At 74.0% G+C, this 12,913-nt stretch carries 12 protein-coding genes; 3 read left to right on the plus strand and 9 right to left on the minus strand.

The genetic code is table 11. From position 1 onward, the window contains the following. Window positions 1–18 precede the first annotated feature (18 nt). The 7 genes from ACF9IK_RS06805 to ACF9IK_RS06835 all read right to left on the minus strand — a co-directional run bounded on the left by ACF9IK_RS06805 (window position 19) and on the right by ACF9IK_RS06835 (window position 8,129). On the minus strand, window positions 19–729 hold the full coding sequence (locus ACF9IK_RS06805; protein WP_395293329.1) for a spermidine synthase: 711 nt from the start codon (window positions 727–729) through the stop codon (window positions 19–21). Window positions 730–799: 70 nt separating this feature from the next. Continuing rightward, the gene (locus ACF9IK_RS06810) at window positions 800–1,813 is read right to left on the minus strand and encodes a YeiH family protein (protein ID WP_395298487.1); all 1,014 of its coding nucleotides are present in this window, start codon (window positions 1,811–1,813) and stop codon (window positions 800–802) included. A gap of 46 nt (window positions 1,814–1,859) precedes the next feature. Beyond that, window positions 1,860–2,426: a cysteine dioxygenase gene (locus ACF9IK_RS06815; protein WP_395293330.1), complete on the minus strand. Its 567-nt coding sequence runs from the start codon at window positions 2,424–2,426 to the stop codon at window positions 1,860–1,862. 119 nt (window positions 2,427–2,545) lie between these two features. After that, on the minus strand, window positions 2,546–3,460 hold the full coding sequence (locus tag ACF9IK_RS06820) for a LysR family transcriptional regulator (RefSeq protein ID WP_395293331.1): 915 nt from the start codon (window positions 3,458–3,460) through the stop codon (window positions 2,546–2,548). 580 nt (window positions 3,461–4,040) lie between these two features. After that, complete coding sequence (locus ACF9IK_RS06825; protein WP_395293332.1) at window positions 4,041–4,286, minus strand: LapA family protein; 246 nt, start codon at window positions 4,284–4,286, stop codon at window positions 4,041–4,043. A 251-nt stretch (window positions 4,287–4,537) separates the two neighbouring features. Then, window positions 4,538–6,310 carry an ABC transporter ATP-binding protein gene (locus tag ACF9IK_RS06830; RefSeq protein ID WP_395293333.1) on the minus strand — a complete coding sequence of 591 codons (1,773 nt, stop codon included), beginning with the start codon at window positions 6,308–6,310 and terminating at the stop codon, window positions 4,538–4,540. Between the two features lie 46 nt (window positions 6,311–6,356). Beyond that, entirely contained in the window at window positions 6,357–8,129 is a 1,773-nt protein-coding gene (locus ACF9IK_RS06835) for an ABC transporter transmembrane domain-containing protein (protein WP_395293334.1), read from the minus strand. A 460-nt stretch (window positions 8,130–8,589) separates the two neighbouring features. On the opposite strand from ACF9IK_RS06835, the gene ACF9IK_RS06840 reads away from it, so the two are divergent. Next, window positions 8,590–9,453, plus strand: coding sequence for an aldo/keto reductase (locus ACF9IK_RS06840; protein ID WP_395293335.1), 864 nt, complete (start codon window positions 8,590–8,592; stop codon window positions 9,451–9,453). 160 nt (window positions 9,454–9,613) lie between these two features. Here ACF9IK_RS06840 and ACF9IK_RS06845 read toward each other — a convergent pair whose 3' ends face one another. After that, window positions 9,614–10,480, minus strand: coding sequence for a MarR family winged helix-turn-helix transcriptional regulator (locus ACF9IK_RS06845; RefSeq protein ID WP_395293336.1), 867 nt, complete (start codon window positions 10,478–10,480; stop codon window positions 9,614–9,616). A 476-nt stretch (window positions 10,481–10,956) separates the two neighbouring features. Between ACF9IK_RS06845 and fabG the strand changes: the two genes are divergently transcribed. Further along, window positions 10,957–11,724 carry a 3-oxoacyl-ACP reductase FabG gene (gene fabG / locus ACF9IK_RS06850; protein ID WP_395293337.1) on the plus strand — a complete coding sequence of 256 codons (768 nt, stop codon included), beginning with the start codon at window positions 10,957–10,959 and terminating at the stop codon, window positions 11,722–11,724. Between the two features lie 231 nt (window positions 11,725–11,955). Then, window positions 11,956–12,765 (plus strand): phosphatase PAP2 family protein, encoded by an 810-nt coding sequence (locus ACF9IK_RS06855; RefSeq protein WP_395293338.1) that lies wholly within the window; start codon window positions 11,956–11,958, stop codon window positions 12,763–12,765. On the opposite strand, the gene ACF9IK_RS06860 is transcribed toward ACF9IK_RS06855, so the two are convergent. Beyond that, window positions 12,716–12,904, minus strand: coding sequence for an I78 family peptidase inhibitor (locus ACF9IK_RS06860; protein WP_395293339.1), 189 nt, complete (start codon window positions 12,902–12,904; stop codon window positions 12,716–12,718). The two genes, ACF9IK_RS06855 and ACF9IK_RS06860, sit on opposite strands and share 50 nt — an antisense overlap. Window positions 12,905–12,913 lie beyond the last annotated feature (9 nt).

Genomic DNA, 12,913 nt, shown 5'->3' on the forward strand with positions numbered 1-12,913 from the left:
CGGGAACGGCGCAGCAGGTCAGCCGGCCCGGCGGGCCAGGTGCACGACGTCCGGCACCCCGCGGGCGACCGGGATCTCGTGGGTCGCCACGTCCGAGAAGCCCGCCGCGCGCAGCGCCTCCTCGAAGGCCGGGGAGGGCTGCGCGCTCCAGACCGCCAGCACCCCGCCGGGCTGCAGCCGGTGCCGGAGCACCGCGAGCCCGTCCGCGCCGTAGAGCCCGGCGTTGGAGTCGGTGACCGTCCAGTCCGGGCCGTTGTCGATGTCGAGGCAGAGCGCGTCGTAGCGCTCGCCGTCGGCCGCCGCCAGGTACTCCAGCAGGTCGGTGTGGAGCACCTCGACCCGGACGTCCTCCAGCGCACCGGCCGAGAACGCGGCCAGCGGACCGGTCCGGTGCCAGTCGATGATCGCGGTCTCGCGCTCGACGATCGCGATCCGGCCCCACCGCGGCTCCGCCGCCGCGTACGCCAGGGAGAAGCCGACGCCGAGTCCGCCGATCAGCACCGAGGGCCGGGTCGGCACCGTGCCGGCGCGGTCCAGCTCGTCCAGCGCGGCCTGGATCAGCAGTCGCTCGGAGCGGCCGTCGGCGGTGTCCATCAGGAAACAGCCGTTGGCGATGATCTCGAAGTGCCGCCCCCGCTGCCGCAGGACCACCTCGCCGAAGGGGCCCTCCCGCCGGTCGAGCGTGACGACGGCGTCGTGGCCGTCCCGTGCGGGCAGTGCGGTGGACATGCGGGTTCCCTTGCAGGCTCGGATGCACGGACTACCCGCCCGACAATAGCCGAGGCCGGGCCCGGCCCGGTCATGTCGTGATCAGCACTCCGGCGTAGGAGACGCCGGCGATCATCACCCAGGAGGCCAGGCCGAGCAGGGCGATCCGCCCGCCGGTGCGCAGCAGGGTGGGCAGGTGGACGGCGCTGCCGAGGCCGAACAGGGCGGCGGCCAGGAGCAACTCCTGGGCGTCCGCAGCCAGGGTGAGCGCCCGGTCGGGCAGCACGCCGGTGGTGCGCAGCACGATCATGGCGAGGAAGCCGGCCACGAACAGCGGCACGATCGGCGGTCGGGTGGCGGCCGTGCCCCCGGCTTCGCCCCGACCGGCCCGCGAGCGGCGCACCGCGACCACGACGCCGGCGACCAGCGGTGCCAGCAGCATGACGCGCATCAGCTTGACCAGGACCGCCTCGCGCAGCGCACCGGCCCCACCGGTCTGCGCGGTGGCGACCACCTGCCCGACGTCGTGCACGCTGGCGCCGACCCAGCGGCCGAACTCGGCCTCGCCGAGCCCGAGCGGGTGCTGGAGCAGCGGGAGGACGGCGATGGCGAGGGTCCCGCAGAGGGTGACCAGGGCGACGGAGGCGGCGGCGTCCTCCTCGTCGCTCCCTGCGGCCTGGCTGACCGCGCCGATCGCGGAGGCGCCGCAGATCGAGTAGCCGGTGGCGACCAGCAACGGCTGGTCGCCGGGCAGGCCGAGTCGGCGCCCGAGCCACCAGGTGCCCGCGAAGGTGGCGGCGACCACGGCGAGCACCATGGCCACGGTGGCCCAGCCGAGCCCGAGCACGTCGCCGAGGGAGAGCTTGAGACCGAGCAGGACGATGCCGATCCGCATCAGCCGCTTCCCGGCCGTGGAGAGGCCGGGGCGGGCGACGCCGCGGACGACCGGGCGCAGTCCGGGCAGGTGCGCGGCACCGATGCCGAGCACCACCGCCGCGGTGAGCTTGGGCACGGCGGGGACGGCCTGGTGGACGGCGAGGGCCGCGGCGACGCCGAGGGCGGCGAGCAGTAGGCCGGGGGCGTCCCCGCCGAGCGGGGGGAGCATGCGGGTGCGGGCGTGCCGCTCCCGGACGGTCAGCGCCACCGGGTGCTCACCGCCGGCCGTCGGCGGGCAGCCGGTAGGTCCGTCGGACGCTGGTGCCCAGGCGGGAGATGTCGGCACCGTAGATGTGGATCGAGTGGGCGATGGTGGTGCCCGTGTTGCGGACGGCGTGGATGTCACCGGGCGGGGCGAAGGCGGCGACGCTCCCGGCCGGGGCGACCACGTGCTCGGTCTCCACCAGGTGGGCGGTGCGGCCGTCGGAGACGAGCCGGTAGCGGGTCTCGCTCTCCTGCCCCTCGTGGACACCGGCCACGCACCACGCGACGTGGTCGTGGATCGGGGTGTACTGGCCGGGGAGCCAGACCAGGGCGACGATGGAGAAACCGCCGTCGGGCTCGGCGTGCACGAGGTGCTGGCGGTAGCGGTCCGGGTCACCCTCGCGCTGGTCCTCGGTGAGCAGGTCGCTCTCGCGAAGGTGCGGGGCGAGCCGCTCGCCGACCAGGTAGGCGGTGAGCTCGGGCGGCAGTCCGCGGTCCACGACCGCGCGGACCTCGCCGACCAGAGCGGTCATACGCTCGGTGAGACGGCCGCTGCCGACCGTGGCTGAGGGTGTCATGGCAGCAGGTTGGCGGCACCCCACCTATCACGTCCAACGATGGTTCGTTAGCTGTCCCCGAAATCCAGCTTATGGGTCACGGCGGCAGCGGCAGGACGGCGGCAGGCCTCAGCAGGGCGTCAGCAGCCGACCCGGGCCGCGGCCGCCGACCGCAGGTGGTCCAGCACCAGGGCGGTCGCCGGGATCCGTCGGTGCTCGCGGAGCACGTACGCGCTCACCTGGCGGCGCAGGTGCGGTTCGACCGCCCGCCCGGTGACCTTGCGGTGGCACATGAAGGAGAGCACCAGCGCGGGCATCAGTGCGATCCCGACCCCGGCCGCGACCAGGCTCTGCACGGCGAGGTTGTCGTCGGTGGAGAAGACGATGTCGGGCGCGAAGCCCTCCTCGGCGCAGACGTGCAGCAGGTTGGCCCGACAGCGCGGACAGCCGGCGATCCACCGCTCGCCGTCGAGATCGGACAGCCGGACGGCGTGGCGACGCCCGAGCGGGTGGCCGACCGGCAGGAGGACCGTGAGCAGGTCCTCCATGAGGGGTATCTCGTCCACGCCGTCCGGCAGCTCGGTGACCACGCCCGGATAACGGAAGGCCAGCGCGATGTCGCACTCGCCGCGCAACAGCCGCTGGACGGAGTCGGGCGGTTCGGCCTCCAGCAGCTCCACCCGGACGCCGGGGTGCTCGGCGAGCAGCCGGGCCATCGCCTCGGGGATCAGGGTGGCGTTGGCACTCGGGAACGCGCAGACCCGGACCCGCCCGGCGCGCAGCCGGGCCAGCGCGGCGAGCTGCTGCTGGGCGGCCGAGAGGCTGCCGAGGATCTGCTCGGAGTGCCGGGCCAGCGCCTCGCCGGCCTCGGTGAGCCGAAGTCCGCGCCCGGCCCGGGTGAAGAGCGGGAGGCCGACGGAGCGTTCCAGCGCCTTCATCTGCTGGGTGATGGCGGGCTGGGTGTAGCCGAGTTCGCGGGCAGCCGCCGAGTAGGAGCCGGCCCGGACGACCTCGTGGAACGTCCTGATGTGCCGCGAATCGAATACCGGATCCACTACCCCTCCGCCCGTCCGCTCCGCTGCAGTCCGGCAATCATAAGCAGACTTTGGAGGAGCCCGGCCTGACCCCGTGTGCACCTATGGTTTACGGCGGGATCACCCGCCCCACCGGAACCGCCCCGCGCCACCGGCCCGATTCGTCCCCCTCCGGCCCCGGTGCCCCCCTCCGGCCCCCGGTGCCCCACGCCGTTGCCCGGTACTAGGCGCCGAGGTCCTTGAGCGCCTGCGCCGTCGCCACCCGGGTGCGCTCGTTCAGCCCGAGCCCTCGCAGCAGGGCTGCCCCCAGCTGGACCGCGACGTCTTACTCGTCGACGCCGAGCACCCCGTCGTGGTCGTCGCGGTGCCGCCGCCCGCGCGCACCACCGCGACGCAGGAGCTGGACAGCCGCCCCTCGACCTCGTTCACCGCCTCGTACCGCTCCCGGCCGCCCGCCGCTCGGCGCAGATCTGCGGCGGCCGGCCGGCCGAGGCCGCGCCCTTGGCCGCCTGGGCGGCGGGCGGCTCCGCGGTCCCGCCCACCCGGCTCCTGCTCGTGACGGTGAGCCGGCACCGCCCGCCCCGGTCCTCCCGCCGGGCGGTCACCTAACACGCCGGCCCTTCAGCAGCCAGCCGAGCGCGCCGCCGGCCACCAGGGTGGCGAGCAGGGCGATCCAGAGCGGGGCAGTGACGGTGAACACCCAGAACTGGATCTGGACCCTGTCGAGGTTGGCGAAGAGGAACCACACCGCGAGCACGATGATGACCCCGATCCCGATGTACCGGGTGGGGATGCCGGCGATCTCGCTGCGCTTGGCGCCGGACGAACCGTTTGAAATCTTGGTCACACGCTCAAGTCTGCGATCCGATCGGCGGATTTCTCCGGTTACGCGCCCGGGAGTAGCCCGCACGGGGCAACCCGCTCTACGGCCCCCGTTGGGCTGCTGTGGCGGCCTGACGGGGGCCGTCACGGTGGCCGGACCAAGGGCCGGGGCCCGGGGCTCGACAGGGGCCGGACGGCCGGGGGCTCGACGGGCGAAGGCCCACCGGGGACGGCCCACCGGGGACGGCCCGGGAGGCCTCCCCCGGTCCGGCCGGCTCAGCGCTCGTCGCGCCAGGACCGCCAGAGCGCCGCGTACGGACCGCCCGCCGCCACCAGCTCGGGGTGGCTGCCGTACTCGCTGATCCGGCCGCCCTCGACCACGGCGATCACGTCCGCGTCGTGCGCGGTGTGCAGCCGGTGCGCGATCGCGATCACCGTCCGACCCTCCAGCACCCGGGAGAGCGAACGCTCCAGGTGCCGGGCGGCCCGCGGATCCAGCAGCGAGGTGGCCTCGTCCAGCACCAGGGTGTGCGGATCGGCCAGCACCAGCCGGGCCAGCGCCAGTTGCTGCGCCTGCGGCGGGGTCAATGCCGTGCCGCCCGAGCCGACCTCGGTGTCCAGGCCCTCCGGCAGCGCGTCCACCCAGTCTCCGGCGTCCACGGCGCCGAGTGCCCCGCGCAACTCGGTGTCGTCCGCCTCCGGCGCCGCCAGCCGCAGGTTGTCCCGCAGGCTGCCGACGAAGACGTGGTGCTCCTGGTTGACCAGCGCGACCTGCGCGCGGACCCGCTCGGCCGGCATCCGGGCCAGCGCGGCACCGCCGAGCGTGACGCTGCCCCGGCCGGGGGCGTAGATCCCGGCGAGCAGTCGGCCGAGGGTGGACTTGCCGGCGCCGGACGGCCCGACCAGGGCCACCCGGCTGCCCGGGGCGACGTCCAGGCTGATGCCGTGCAGCACGTCGGCACCCTCGCGGTAGCCGAACCGCACATCCGTCGCCTCGACCCGGCGGCCGCTCGGCCTGGCGTCCTCGTCGGTCTCCTGCTCGGGCACCTCACGGACCCCGACCAGCCGGGCCAGCGAGGCCTGCCCGATCTGGAGCTCGTCGTACCAGCGCAGGATCAGGTCGACCGGCGCGGTGAGCGCCTGGGCGTAGAGCACCCCGGTGGTCAGCTGGCCCACCGAGATCCAGCCCTGCAGGGTGAACAGGCCGCCGAGCACCAGGGTGCCGAGCACGGCCAGGGTGTAGACCGCGTCGATGGTCGGGAACCAGACCGAGCGCAGCCAGAGGGTGTACCGCTCCCAGGCGAGCCACTCGCCCAGCTTGCGGTCGGTCAGCCGGACCCGGTCGTCGCCCAGGCGCAGCGCCTCCACCGTCCGCCCGGCGTCGACCGTCTCGGCCAGCACGGTGTTCACCGCGGCGTAGCCGGCCGACTCGTTGCGGTAGGACTGCGGGGCACGCCGGAAGTACCAGCTCGAGGAGGCCAGCAGCAGCGGCAGGCCGATCAGCGCGGTGAGCGCGAGCAGCGGCGAGGTGAGCACCAGGGCGCCCATGACCAGCAGCAGCGACACCACGGCGACGGCCAGCTCGGGCACCGCCTCCCGGACCGACTTGTCGAGCCGGTCGATGTCGGTGGTGCCCCGGGAGACCAGGTCCCCCGTGCCGGCCCGCTCCAGGACGCCGGTCGGCAGCGCCACCGAGCGGACCAGGAAGTCCTCGCGCAGGTCGGCCAGCACCCGCTCGCCGAGGATGCTGCCGCGCAGCCGCGACCACCAGGTGAACGCGGACTGCACCACCAGCGCCAGCAGGTACCAGCCGGCCGCGACCGCGATGGTCGACTCGGCGGTGCCGGTGGCGAGTGACTCGACCAGGGTGCCGAGCACCCAGGGACCGACCAGTCCGGCGACGGTGGCCACCGAATGCAGCAGCACCACCGAGGAGAAGCCGGCCCGGTGGCGCCGGGCGAGCAGCTGCAGGTAGGCGCGGACCGCGGCCGGGGAGCCGACCGGGAGGGTGGTGGCCGGCCCCTGTTCCCGTTGGACGGGGGGCTTCATGTCAGGCTCCTCGGTGGGTTGGTCGTCCGGTACGCGGGTCGGTCGGTCACACGCCCTCCCCGACCGGGGCCGGCTCCTCGTCGCGGGTGACCACGGCGCGGTAGACCGGCTGGGTGTGCATCAGTTCGCGGTGGCGGCCGGCCACGACGGCCCGGCCGTCCTGGACCAGCACCACCCGGTCCGCCTGGTCGAGCAGCAGCGGGCTGGTCGCGAACACCACGGTGGTACGGCCCTCGCGGTTCTTGCGCAGCCCGGCGGCGATCCTCGACTCGGTGTGGGCGTCCACCGCACTGGTCGGCTCGTCCAGGACGAGCACCGGCGGGTCGGCCAGCAGCGAGCGGGCGAGCGCCAGCCGCTGGCGCTGGCCGCCGGAGAGCGATCGGCCGCGCTCGGTGATCCCGGCGCGCATCGCGTCCCCACCGCAGTCGGGCGAGCCGTCCACCAGGGCGTCGAGGACGTCCTCCGCCCGGGCGGCGGCCAGCGCCTCGGCCGGCGCGACCCGGCCCGAGGCGGGGATGTCCAACAGCCCGGCCAGGGTGCCGGAGAGCAGCACCGGCTCCTTGTCGTGCACCAGGACGGCCGCGCGTGCCTCGGCCAGCGGGACGGCGTCCAGGGCCGTGCCGCCGAGCCGGACCGAGGGCTGCGGCTCCTCGCCCTCGGCCAGCGGGACGTGCCCGCCGAGCCGCTCGGCGAGCGCCCCGGCGAAGTCCGGATCGCCGCAGACCACTGCGGTCAGCTCGCCGGCCCGGGCGGTCAGCCCGGTCGCGGGGTCGTGGAGGTCGGACCGGCCGGGCCCGGAGAGCACCGCCTCGGCGGTGGCGGTGGTCCGGCTGAGCGAGAGCACCCGGACGGCCCGCCCGGCGGAGACCCGGGCGACGCTCCAGGCGTGCGCGGCCTCCCCGAGGATGCGCAGCGGGGCGGCCAGGAAGGCGGTGGCGCCGTAGACGGCGACCAGGGTGCCGACCCCGATCCGGCCGGAGGCCGCCAGGTGGGCCCCGTACCAGCTGACGCCGACCACGAACAGGCCGGGCAGCAGGATCTGCTGGGCCTGCATCAGGGACCAGACCCGGGCCGACCGGACGGCGGCGGCGCGGACCTTCTGGGAGGCGGCCCGGTAGCGGTCGAGGAACAGCTCCTCGCCGCCGATGCCGCGCAGTACCCGGAGCCCGGCCACGGTGTCGGCGGCCAGCTCGGTGGCCTTGCCGCCGAGCGCGCGCTGCTCCGAGTAGCGCCGCTCGAACGGGCCGAGCAGCGGCCAGACGGCGGCGGCCAGCACCGGCACGCCGAGCAGCACGGTGAGGCCGAGCAGCGGCTCGGTGACCAGGACGGCGCCGCTGACCGCGAGCCAGACGATCACCGCACCGCGGACCCGGGCGACCAGCTCGACGTACCAGCCGATCTTCTCGACGTCGCCGCTGCCGACAGCGACGATCTCGCCGGTGGCGATCCGCCGGGCGAGACCGCTGCCGAGCCGGGAGGCCTGACGGGCCACCAGCTGGCGGACCTGGGTGGCGGCGTGGATCCAGTTCCACACCGCCTGGCGGTGCAGCAGGACGGTGCCGACCGCCGCGACGGCGGCGAGGGCCAGGGCGAGGCCGCCGGCCCGCCAGATGCCGGCGGCGTCGCCGTCGACGGCGGCCTGGACGCCCATCCCGAGCGGGACCGGCAGGGCCGCCTGGCAGCCCATCTCCAGCACGGACCAACAGGTGGCCAGCACCTGGCCGCGGCGCTGGCTGCGCTGGAGCCAGCGCAGGAAGGCGAGGGGGGAGGACAGATCGGGGCCACCGGGATCGGCCAGCGGCAGGGACTTGAGCGGCATGACGCTCCGTTGCGGGTGGTACGGGCGGTTGACGCGGGATTGCGGCGACGCGGGTGGCGTGCGAAGGCGGCCGCGCGGATGGCGCGGGGCGACGGAGAACCGGCCGGCAGGGTCACGGCCGTGACGAGCTGTTCAGGAGGTCATGACAGCGAGCCTGCCAACCCGCTGTGACCTGCGCAACAGGTTTTCCCGCCGCGCGCGCCCCCTTCCCGCCCCCTTCCCGCCCCCGTCCGCACCCGGCCGCCCCCTCCCGCCTACTGACCGCCTACCGACCGCCCACCGACCGCCCACCCGACCGCCTCCGACCAGACGCCCGGACGCCCCGCCCGGACGCCTCCGCAACCCGCTGCGTGCGCCGGTACCACGCGTCAGAAATTTCTTTCCGCAACCGGGAACAATCCGGACACGGAACCGGTTCTGCGACTGGAAGCACTTGGACAACCCGGAGGCACCACTTCCCGTGAGCAGCATCCCGAGCGTCACCCTCAACAACGGCACCCAGATCCCGCAGCTCGGCTTCGGCGTCTGGCAGGTCCCGGACGCGGAGGCCACCGCCGCCGTGCACGCCGCCGTCCAGGCCGGCTACCGCTCGATCGACACCGCCGCGATCTACGAGAACGAGGCCGGCACCGGCCAGGCGATCGCGCAGGCGCTGGCCGGCGGCGTCGCCCGCGAGGACCTCTACATTACGACCAAGCTGTGGAACTCCGGCACCCGCGACTGGTCGGGCGAGCAGGGCCGCGACGCGGTGCTGCGCGAGTTCGACGCCTCGCTGGACAAGCTGGGCCTGGACTACGTGGACCTCTACCTGATCCACTGGCCGCGCCCGATGCACGGCAGCTACACCAACATCTGGAAGGCCTTCGAGCAGCTCGCCGCCGACGGCCGGGCGAGGTCGGTCGGCGTCTCGAACTTCGGCCCCGAGCAGCTCACCCGCCTGCTCGACGAGTCCTCGGTCGTCCCGGTGCTGAACCAGGTCGAGCTGCACCCCTACTTCCCGCAGGAGGAGCTGCGCGCCTTCCACGCCGAGCACGGCATCGCCACCGAGGCGTGGAGCCCGCTGGGCCAGGGCAAGGACCTGCTCGCCGAGCCGGCCCTTCTGCAGATCGCCGAGAAGCACGGCCGCACCGTCGCCCAGGTGGTGCTCCGCTGGCACCTGCAGAGCGGCGTCATCGCGATCCCGAAGTCGGTCACCCCGTCCCGGATCAAGGAGAACCTGGACGTCGCCGGCTTCGAGCTGGACGCGGCCGACCTCGCCGCGATCGCGGGCATCGCCACCGGCCGGCGGATCGGCCCGGACCCGCAGGGCTTCGACTGGAACTGACGCCCCGCCCGGTCGCGGTCGGCCACCGGCCGCGACCGTCCGGCGGTCACCGCGACCGCCGGGGGCTCGTCAACCCCGAAGGCCGCCTTCCCCCTTACGGGCCGGCGGCCTTCAGTACGTTGGCGAATCGTTTTGGCTGGAGATTGCAGTACTGCCCAGCCTAGAACCGAGCCGCCTTGGCGATCAGCGCCAGTGCCGTCTCGTGCTCGTGCTCCTCAAGCGGAGCCAGCAGCAGCCGCTGGACCTGGGCGACGCCCGCGGCCGAGCGGTGCAGCAGGTCCTGGCCCGCCGGCGAGAGCGAGAGCAGGTTGCGGCGCCCGTCCGAGGGGTCGCGCCGGCGCTGCACCAGGCCACGCCGGACCAGCCGGCTGACCATCTCGGCCATCGTGGCCTTGTCCAGCGAGGCCAGCTCGCCGACCGTCCGCTGGTCGGCACCCGGCTCCAGTTCGAGCGCGTCCAGCACCGCGTACTGCGGCGCCGTCAGCTCCGAACCGACGTGCTCCGACCAGAGCTTGGTGTGCACCTGCTGGCTCACCCGGATCAGGTAGCCGATCGCCCGCTGGGCGTCCAGCATCGGTCTCGCGTCGCTGAGGACGGCGACCTGGGCCGGCTCCAGCCTGGCTATCTTGGCCATCACCCGCACGATCTCCAGCTGCTCCTCCGGGGAGAGCGGCTCGAACAACGTGCGCTGCACGCGGACCACCCCGCCGGTGGCCTCGCGCACCGCCTGGGCACCGCTCTGCGAGAGCGCGAGCAGTTTGCGCCGACCGTCGGCCGGGTCGCGGCGTCGCAGCACCAGGCCGCGCCGGACCAGCCGGGCGACCATCTCGGCCATCGTGGCCTTGTCCAGCGAGGCGCGCTCGCCGACCGTCCGCTGGTCGGCACCTGGCTCAAGGGCCAGGACCAGCAGTACGGCGAACTGCGGAGCCGTGAGGTCGGCTCCGACGTGTTCGGACCACAGACGGGTGTGTACCTGCTGTGCAACGCGGATGAGGTGCCCGGGCGACTGCTGCAGTCGCGCGGACACGCGGGTCGTCGGGATCTCCCCCAGCACCATGTATCCGTCCCGATGTCACACCCGGTGTGTGTGGGACACCCGGGTGGGGCAGTAACGGCGAGTGGGCGTCCCGCTGTGAGGGAGGGCGCTCCAGCCGTGCAGCCGGTGGCTGCTGGCGGACACTATACAAACGGCAGGCCCTCGCTGGCAGGCGGGGGCGGATAGTAGACGCAGGTTCGGCAACATTGGCATATTTACGCGCCGTGCCGACTCGACAGTAACCCGAACGCAGGAGAAAGCCGACCGGCCGGTCCTTACCCTCGGTCACCTGCGGCTTCACCCTGGCCGCACACCCTACCCGCCGGTAGGGTGTGGCCACTCGACGGTCCGCCCCGAGCCGCCGCTCCGCGCGACGCCCGCGCGGAGCCCGCGACGCTCCGCACCGGACCGGGCGAGACCCGAGCGGGATCGACGATCCCGCAGATCCGAGAGAGACGAGAGCGAGCATGACCGAGCAGACCACCGCCCCCCGGGTCGCCGTCGTCACCGGCGCCGCGCGCGGACTGGGCGCCGCCACCGCCGAGCGCCTGGCGGCCGACGGCTACGCCGTCGCCGTCCTCGACCTGGAGGAGGCGGCCGGCAAGGACACCGTCGACCGGATCACCGCGGCCGGCGGCCGGGCGATCGCCGTCGGTGCCGACGTCTCGGACGCCGGGCAGGTGCAGGCCGCGGTCGACCGGATCGCCGCCGAGCTCGGCGCCCCGGTCGTTCTCGTCAACAACGCGGGCGTTCTGCGCGACAATCTGATCTTCAAGATGTCCGAGTCCGACTGGGACACGGTCATGAACGTCCACCTCCGTGGCGCCTTCCTGATGACCCGCGCGGTCCAGAAGCACATGGTGGACGCCGGCTTCGGCCGGATCGTCAACCTGTCCTCCTCCTCCGCCCAGGGCAACCGCGGCCAGGCCAACTACTCCGCCGCCAAGGCCGGACTCCAGGGGTTCACCAAGACCCTGGCGATCGAGCTCGGCAAGTTCGGCATCACCGCCAACGCCGTCGCCCCCGGCTTCATCGCCACCGACATGACCGCCGCCACCGCCGCCCGGGTCGGCATGGACTTCGAGGACTTCAAGCGCGCGGCCGCCACGCAGATTCCGGTCCAGCGGGTCGGCGTGCCCGAGGACGTCGCGAACACCGTCTCGTTCCTCGCCGGCGAGGGCGCCGGATTCGTCTCCGGCCAGGTCATCTACGTGGCCGGCGGCCCCCTCGACTGAGGCACCGGACCTACACAGGGTGACCACGGAGCGGGAGCCGGCCCGGCCGGTCTCCCGCTCCGTTCGCTTTACCCGCCCTTGGGGATACCTGCCCGGATACCGGACACACGAACGATCGAAGAATATCGGAAAAGCATCTCCTTATGACCGGATTCCGGCCGCATCGATGCTTTCCGGAGAATTCCGAATTCCCCGGCGGGCGGCCCGGACCCCGTGGGTATGGTCACCGGGGTGCAAGCGCCGAGTGAATTGCCGGAGAACCAGACCACCCGCCGTGAGCGCGCGCGCCGCACCCCCGCCCACCCCGGCCGGGACACCGGCTGGCCGCCGCTGAGCCGACGCCACGCCGGCCTGCTCGCCCTCACCTGCCTCGGCTACCTGCTGGTGGTGGCCGGCGTGCTGCTCGACACCGCCCTGGTCGACCTCGACTGGTCGCTCCGCCTGCTCCGTCCCTACGAACGGTGGCCCGGTCTGCGACCGCTGCTCGACAACTGGGTGGTGGCCGGGCAGCGCGGCCCCTCCGCGATCGCGGCCTTCGCCTGGCTCGGCTGGCGCGCCCACCGGCTCCGGCGGCTACGCCCACTGCTGGTGATGGGTGCCGCGCTGCTGCTGCTCAACGTCACGGTGGGCGCGGTGAAGATCGTCACCGGCCGACTGGGCCCGCACTACGCCCACTACGTCGGCTCGCCCGAGCTGTTCTCGGGGGGCACCATATTCCCCTCAGGCCACACCGCCAACGCCGTCGTCACCTGGGGAGTCCTCGCCTACCTGGCCGTCCGCTGGCGGCGCACCGGCGCGGCGCTCGCCGCCGCCACCGCCTGCTCGGTCGGGCTGACCACCGTCTACCTCGGCACCCACTGGGTCTCCGACGTGCTGGCCGGCTGGACCGCCGGGCTGCTGGTGCTGCTCGCGCTGCCGCTGCTCGAACCCCTGGTGACCGCCGCCGAACAGCGGGTGGCCGCCCGGCGGGCCCACCGGGCGGCGCCGGCGGTCATCCCTCCCAGGAGCGTTCCACGACCCCGTCGCGAACCGCGAGGTTGAGTCGGCCCTCCCGGAAGTCCATGGTCATCGACGCCCCGGGCGGCAGCACCCGGACCGAGGCCCAGCCGTGGCTGCGGGCCAGTTCCTGTGCCCGCTCCACCCGCAGCCCCGCGTAGCCCTCCGCGTCCGCCTCGGTCATCGCGCCTCC

Source organism: Kitasatospora hibisci (genome assembly GCF_043950205.1).
Taxonomy (GTDB): Bacteria; Actinomycetota; Actinomycetes; order Streptomycetales; family Streptomycetaceae; genus Kitasatospora; species Kitasatospora hibisci.

Bases quoted from the DNA above. Each gene is read 5' to 3' on its own strand.
- ACF9IK_RS06805 (WP_395293329.1), bottom strand. From the start codon at position 729: ATGTCCACCGCACTGCCCGCACGGGACGGCCACGACGCCGTCGTCACG.
- ACF9IK_RS06810 (WP_395298487.1), bottom strand. From the start codon at position 1,813: ATGCTCCCCCCGCTCGGCGGGGACGCCCCCGGCCTACTGCTCGCCGCC.
- ACF9IK_RS06815 (WP_395293330.1), bottom strand. From the start codon at position 2,426: ATGACACCCTCAGCCACGGTCGGCAGCGGCCGTCTCACCGAGCGTATG.
- ACF9IK_RS06830 (WP_395293333.1), bottom strand. From the start codon at position 6,310: ATGAAGCCCCCCGTCCAACGGGAACAGGGGCCGGCCACCACCCTCCCG.
- ACF9IK_RS06835 (WP_395293334.1), bottom strand. From the start codon at position 8,129: ATGCCGCTCAAGTCCCTGCCGCTGGCCGATCCCGGTGGCCCCGATCTG.
- fabG (WP_395293337.1), top strand. From the start codon at position 10,957: ATGACCGAGCAGACCACCGCCCCCCGGGTCGCCGTCGTCACCGGCGCC.
- ACF9IK_RS06860 (WP_395293339.1), bottom strand. From the start codon at position 12,904: ATGACCGAGGCGGACGCGGAGGGCTACGCGGGGCTGCGGGTGGAGCGG.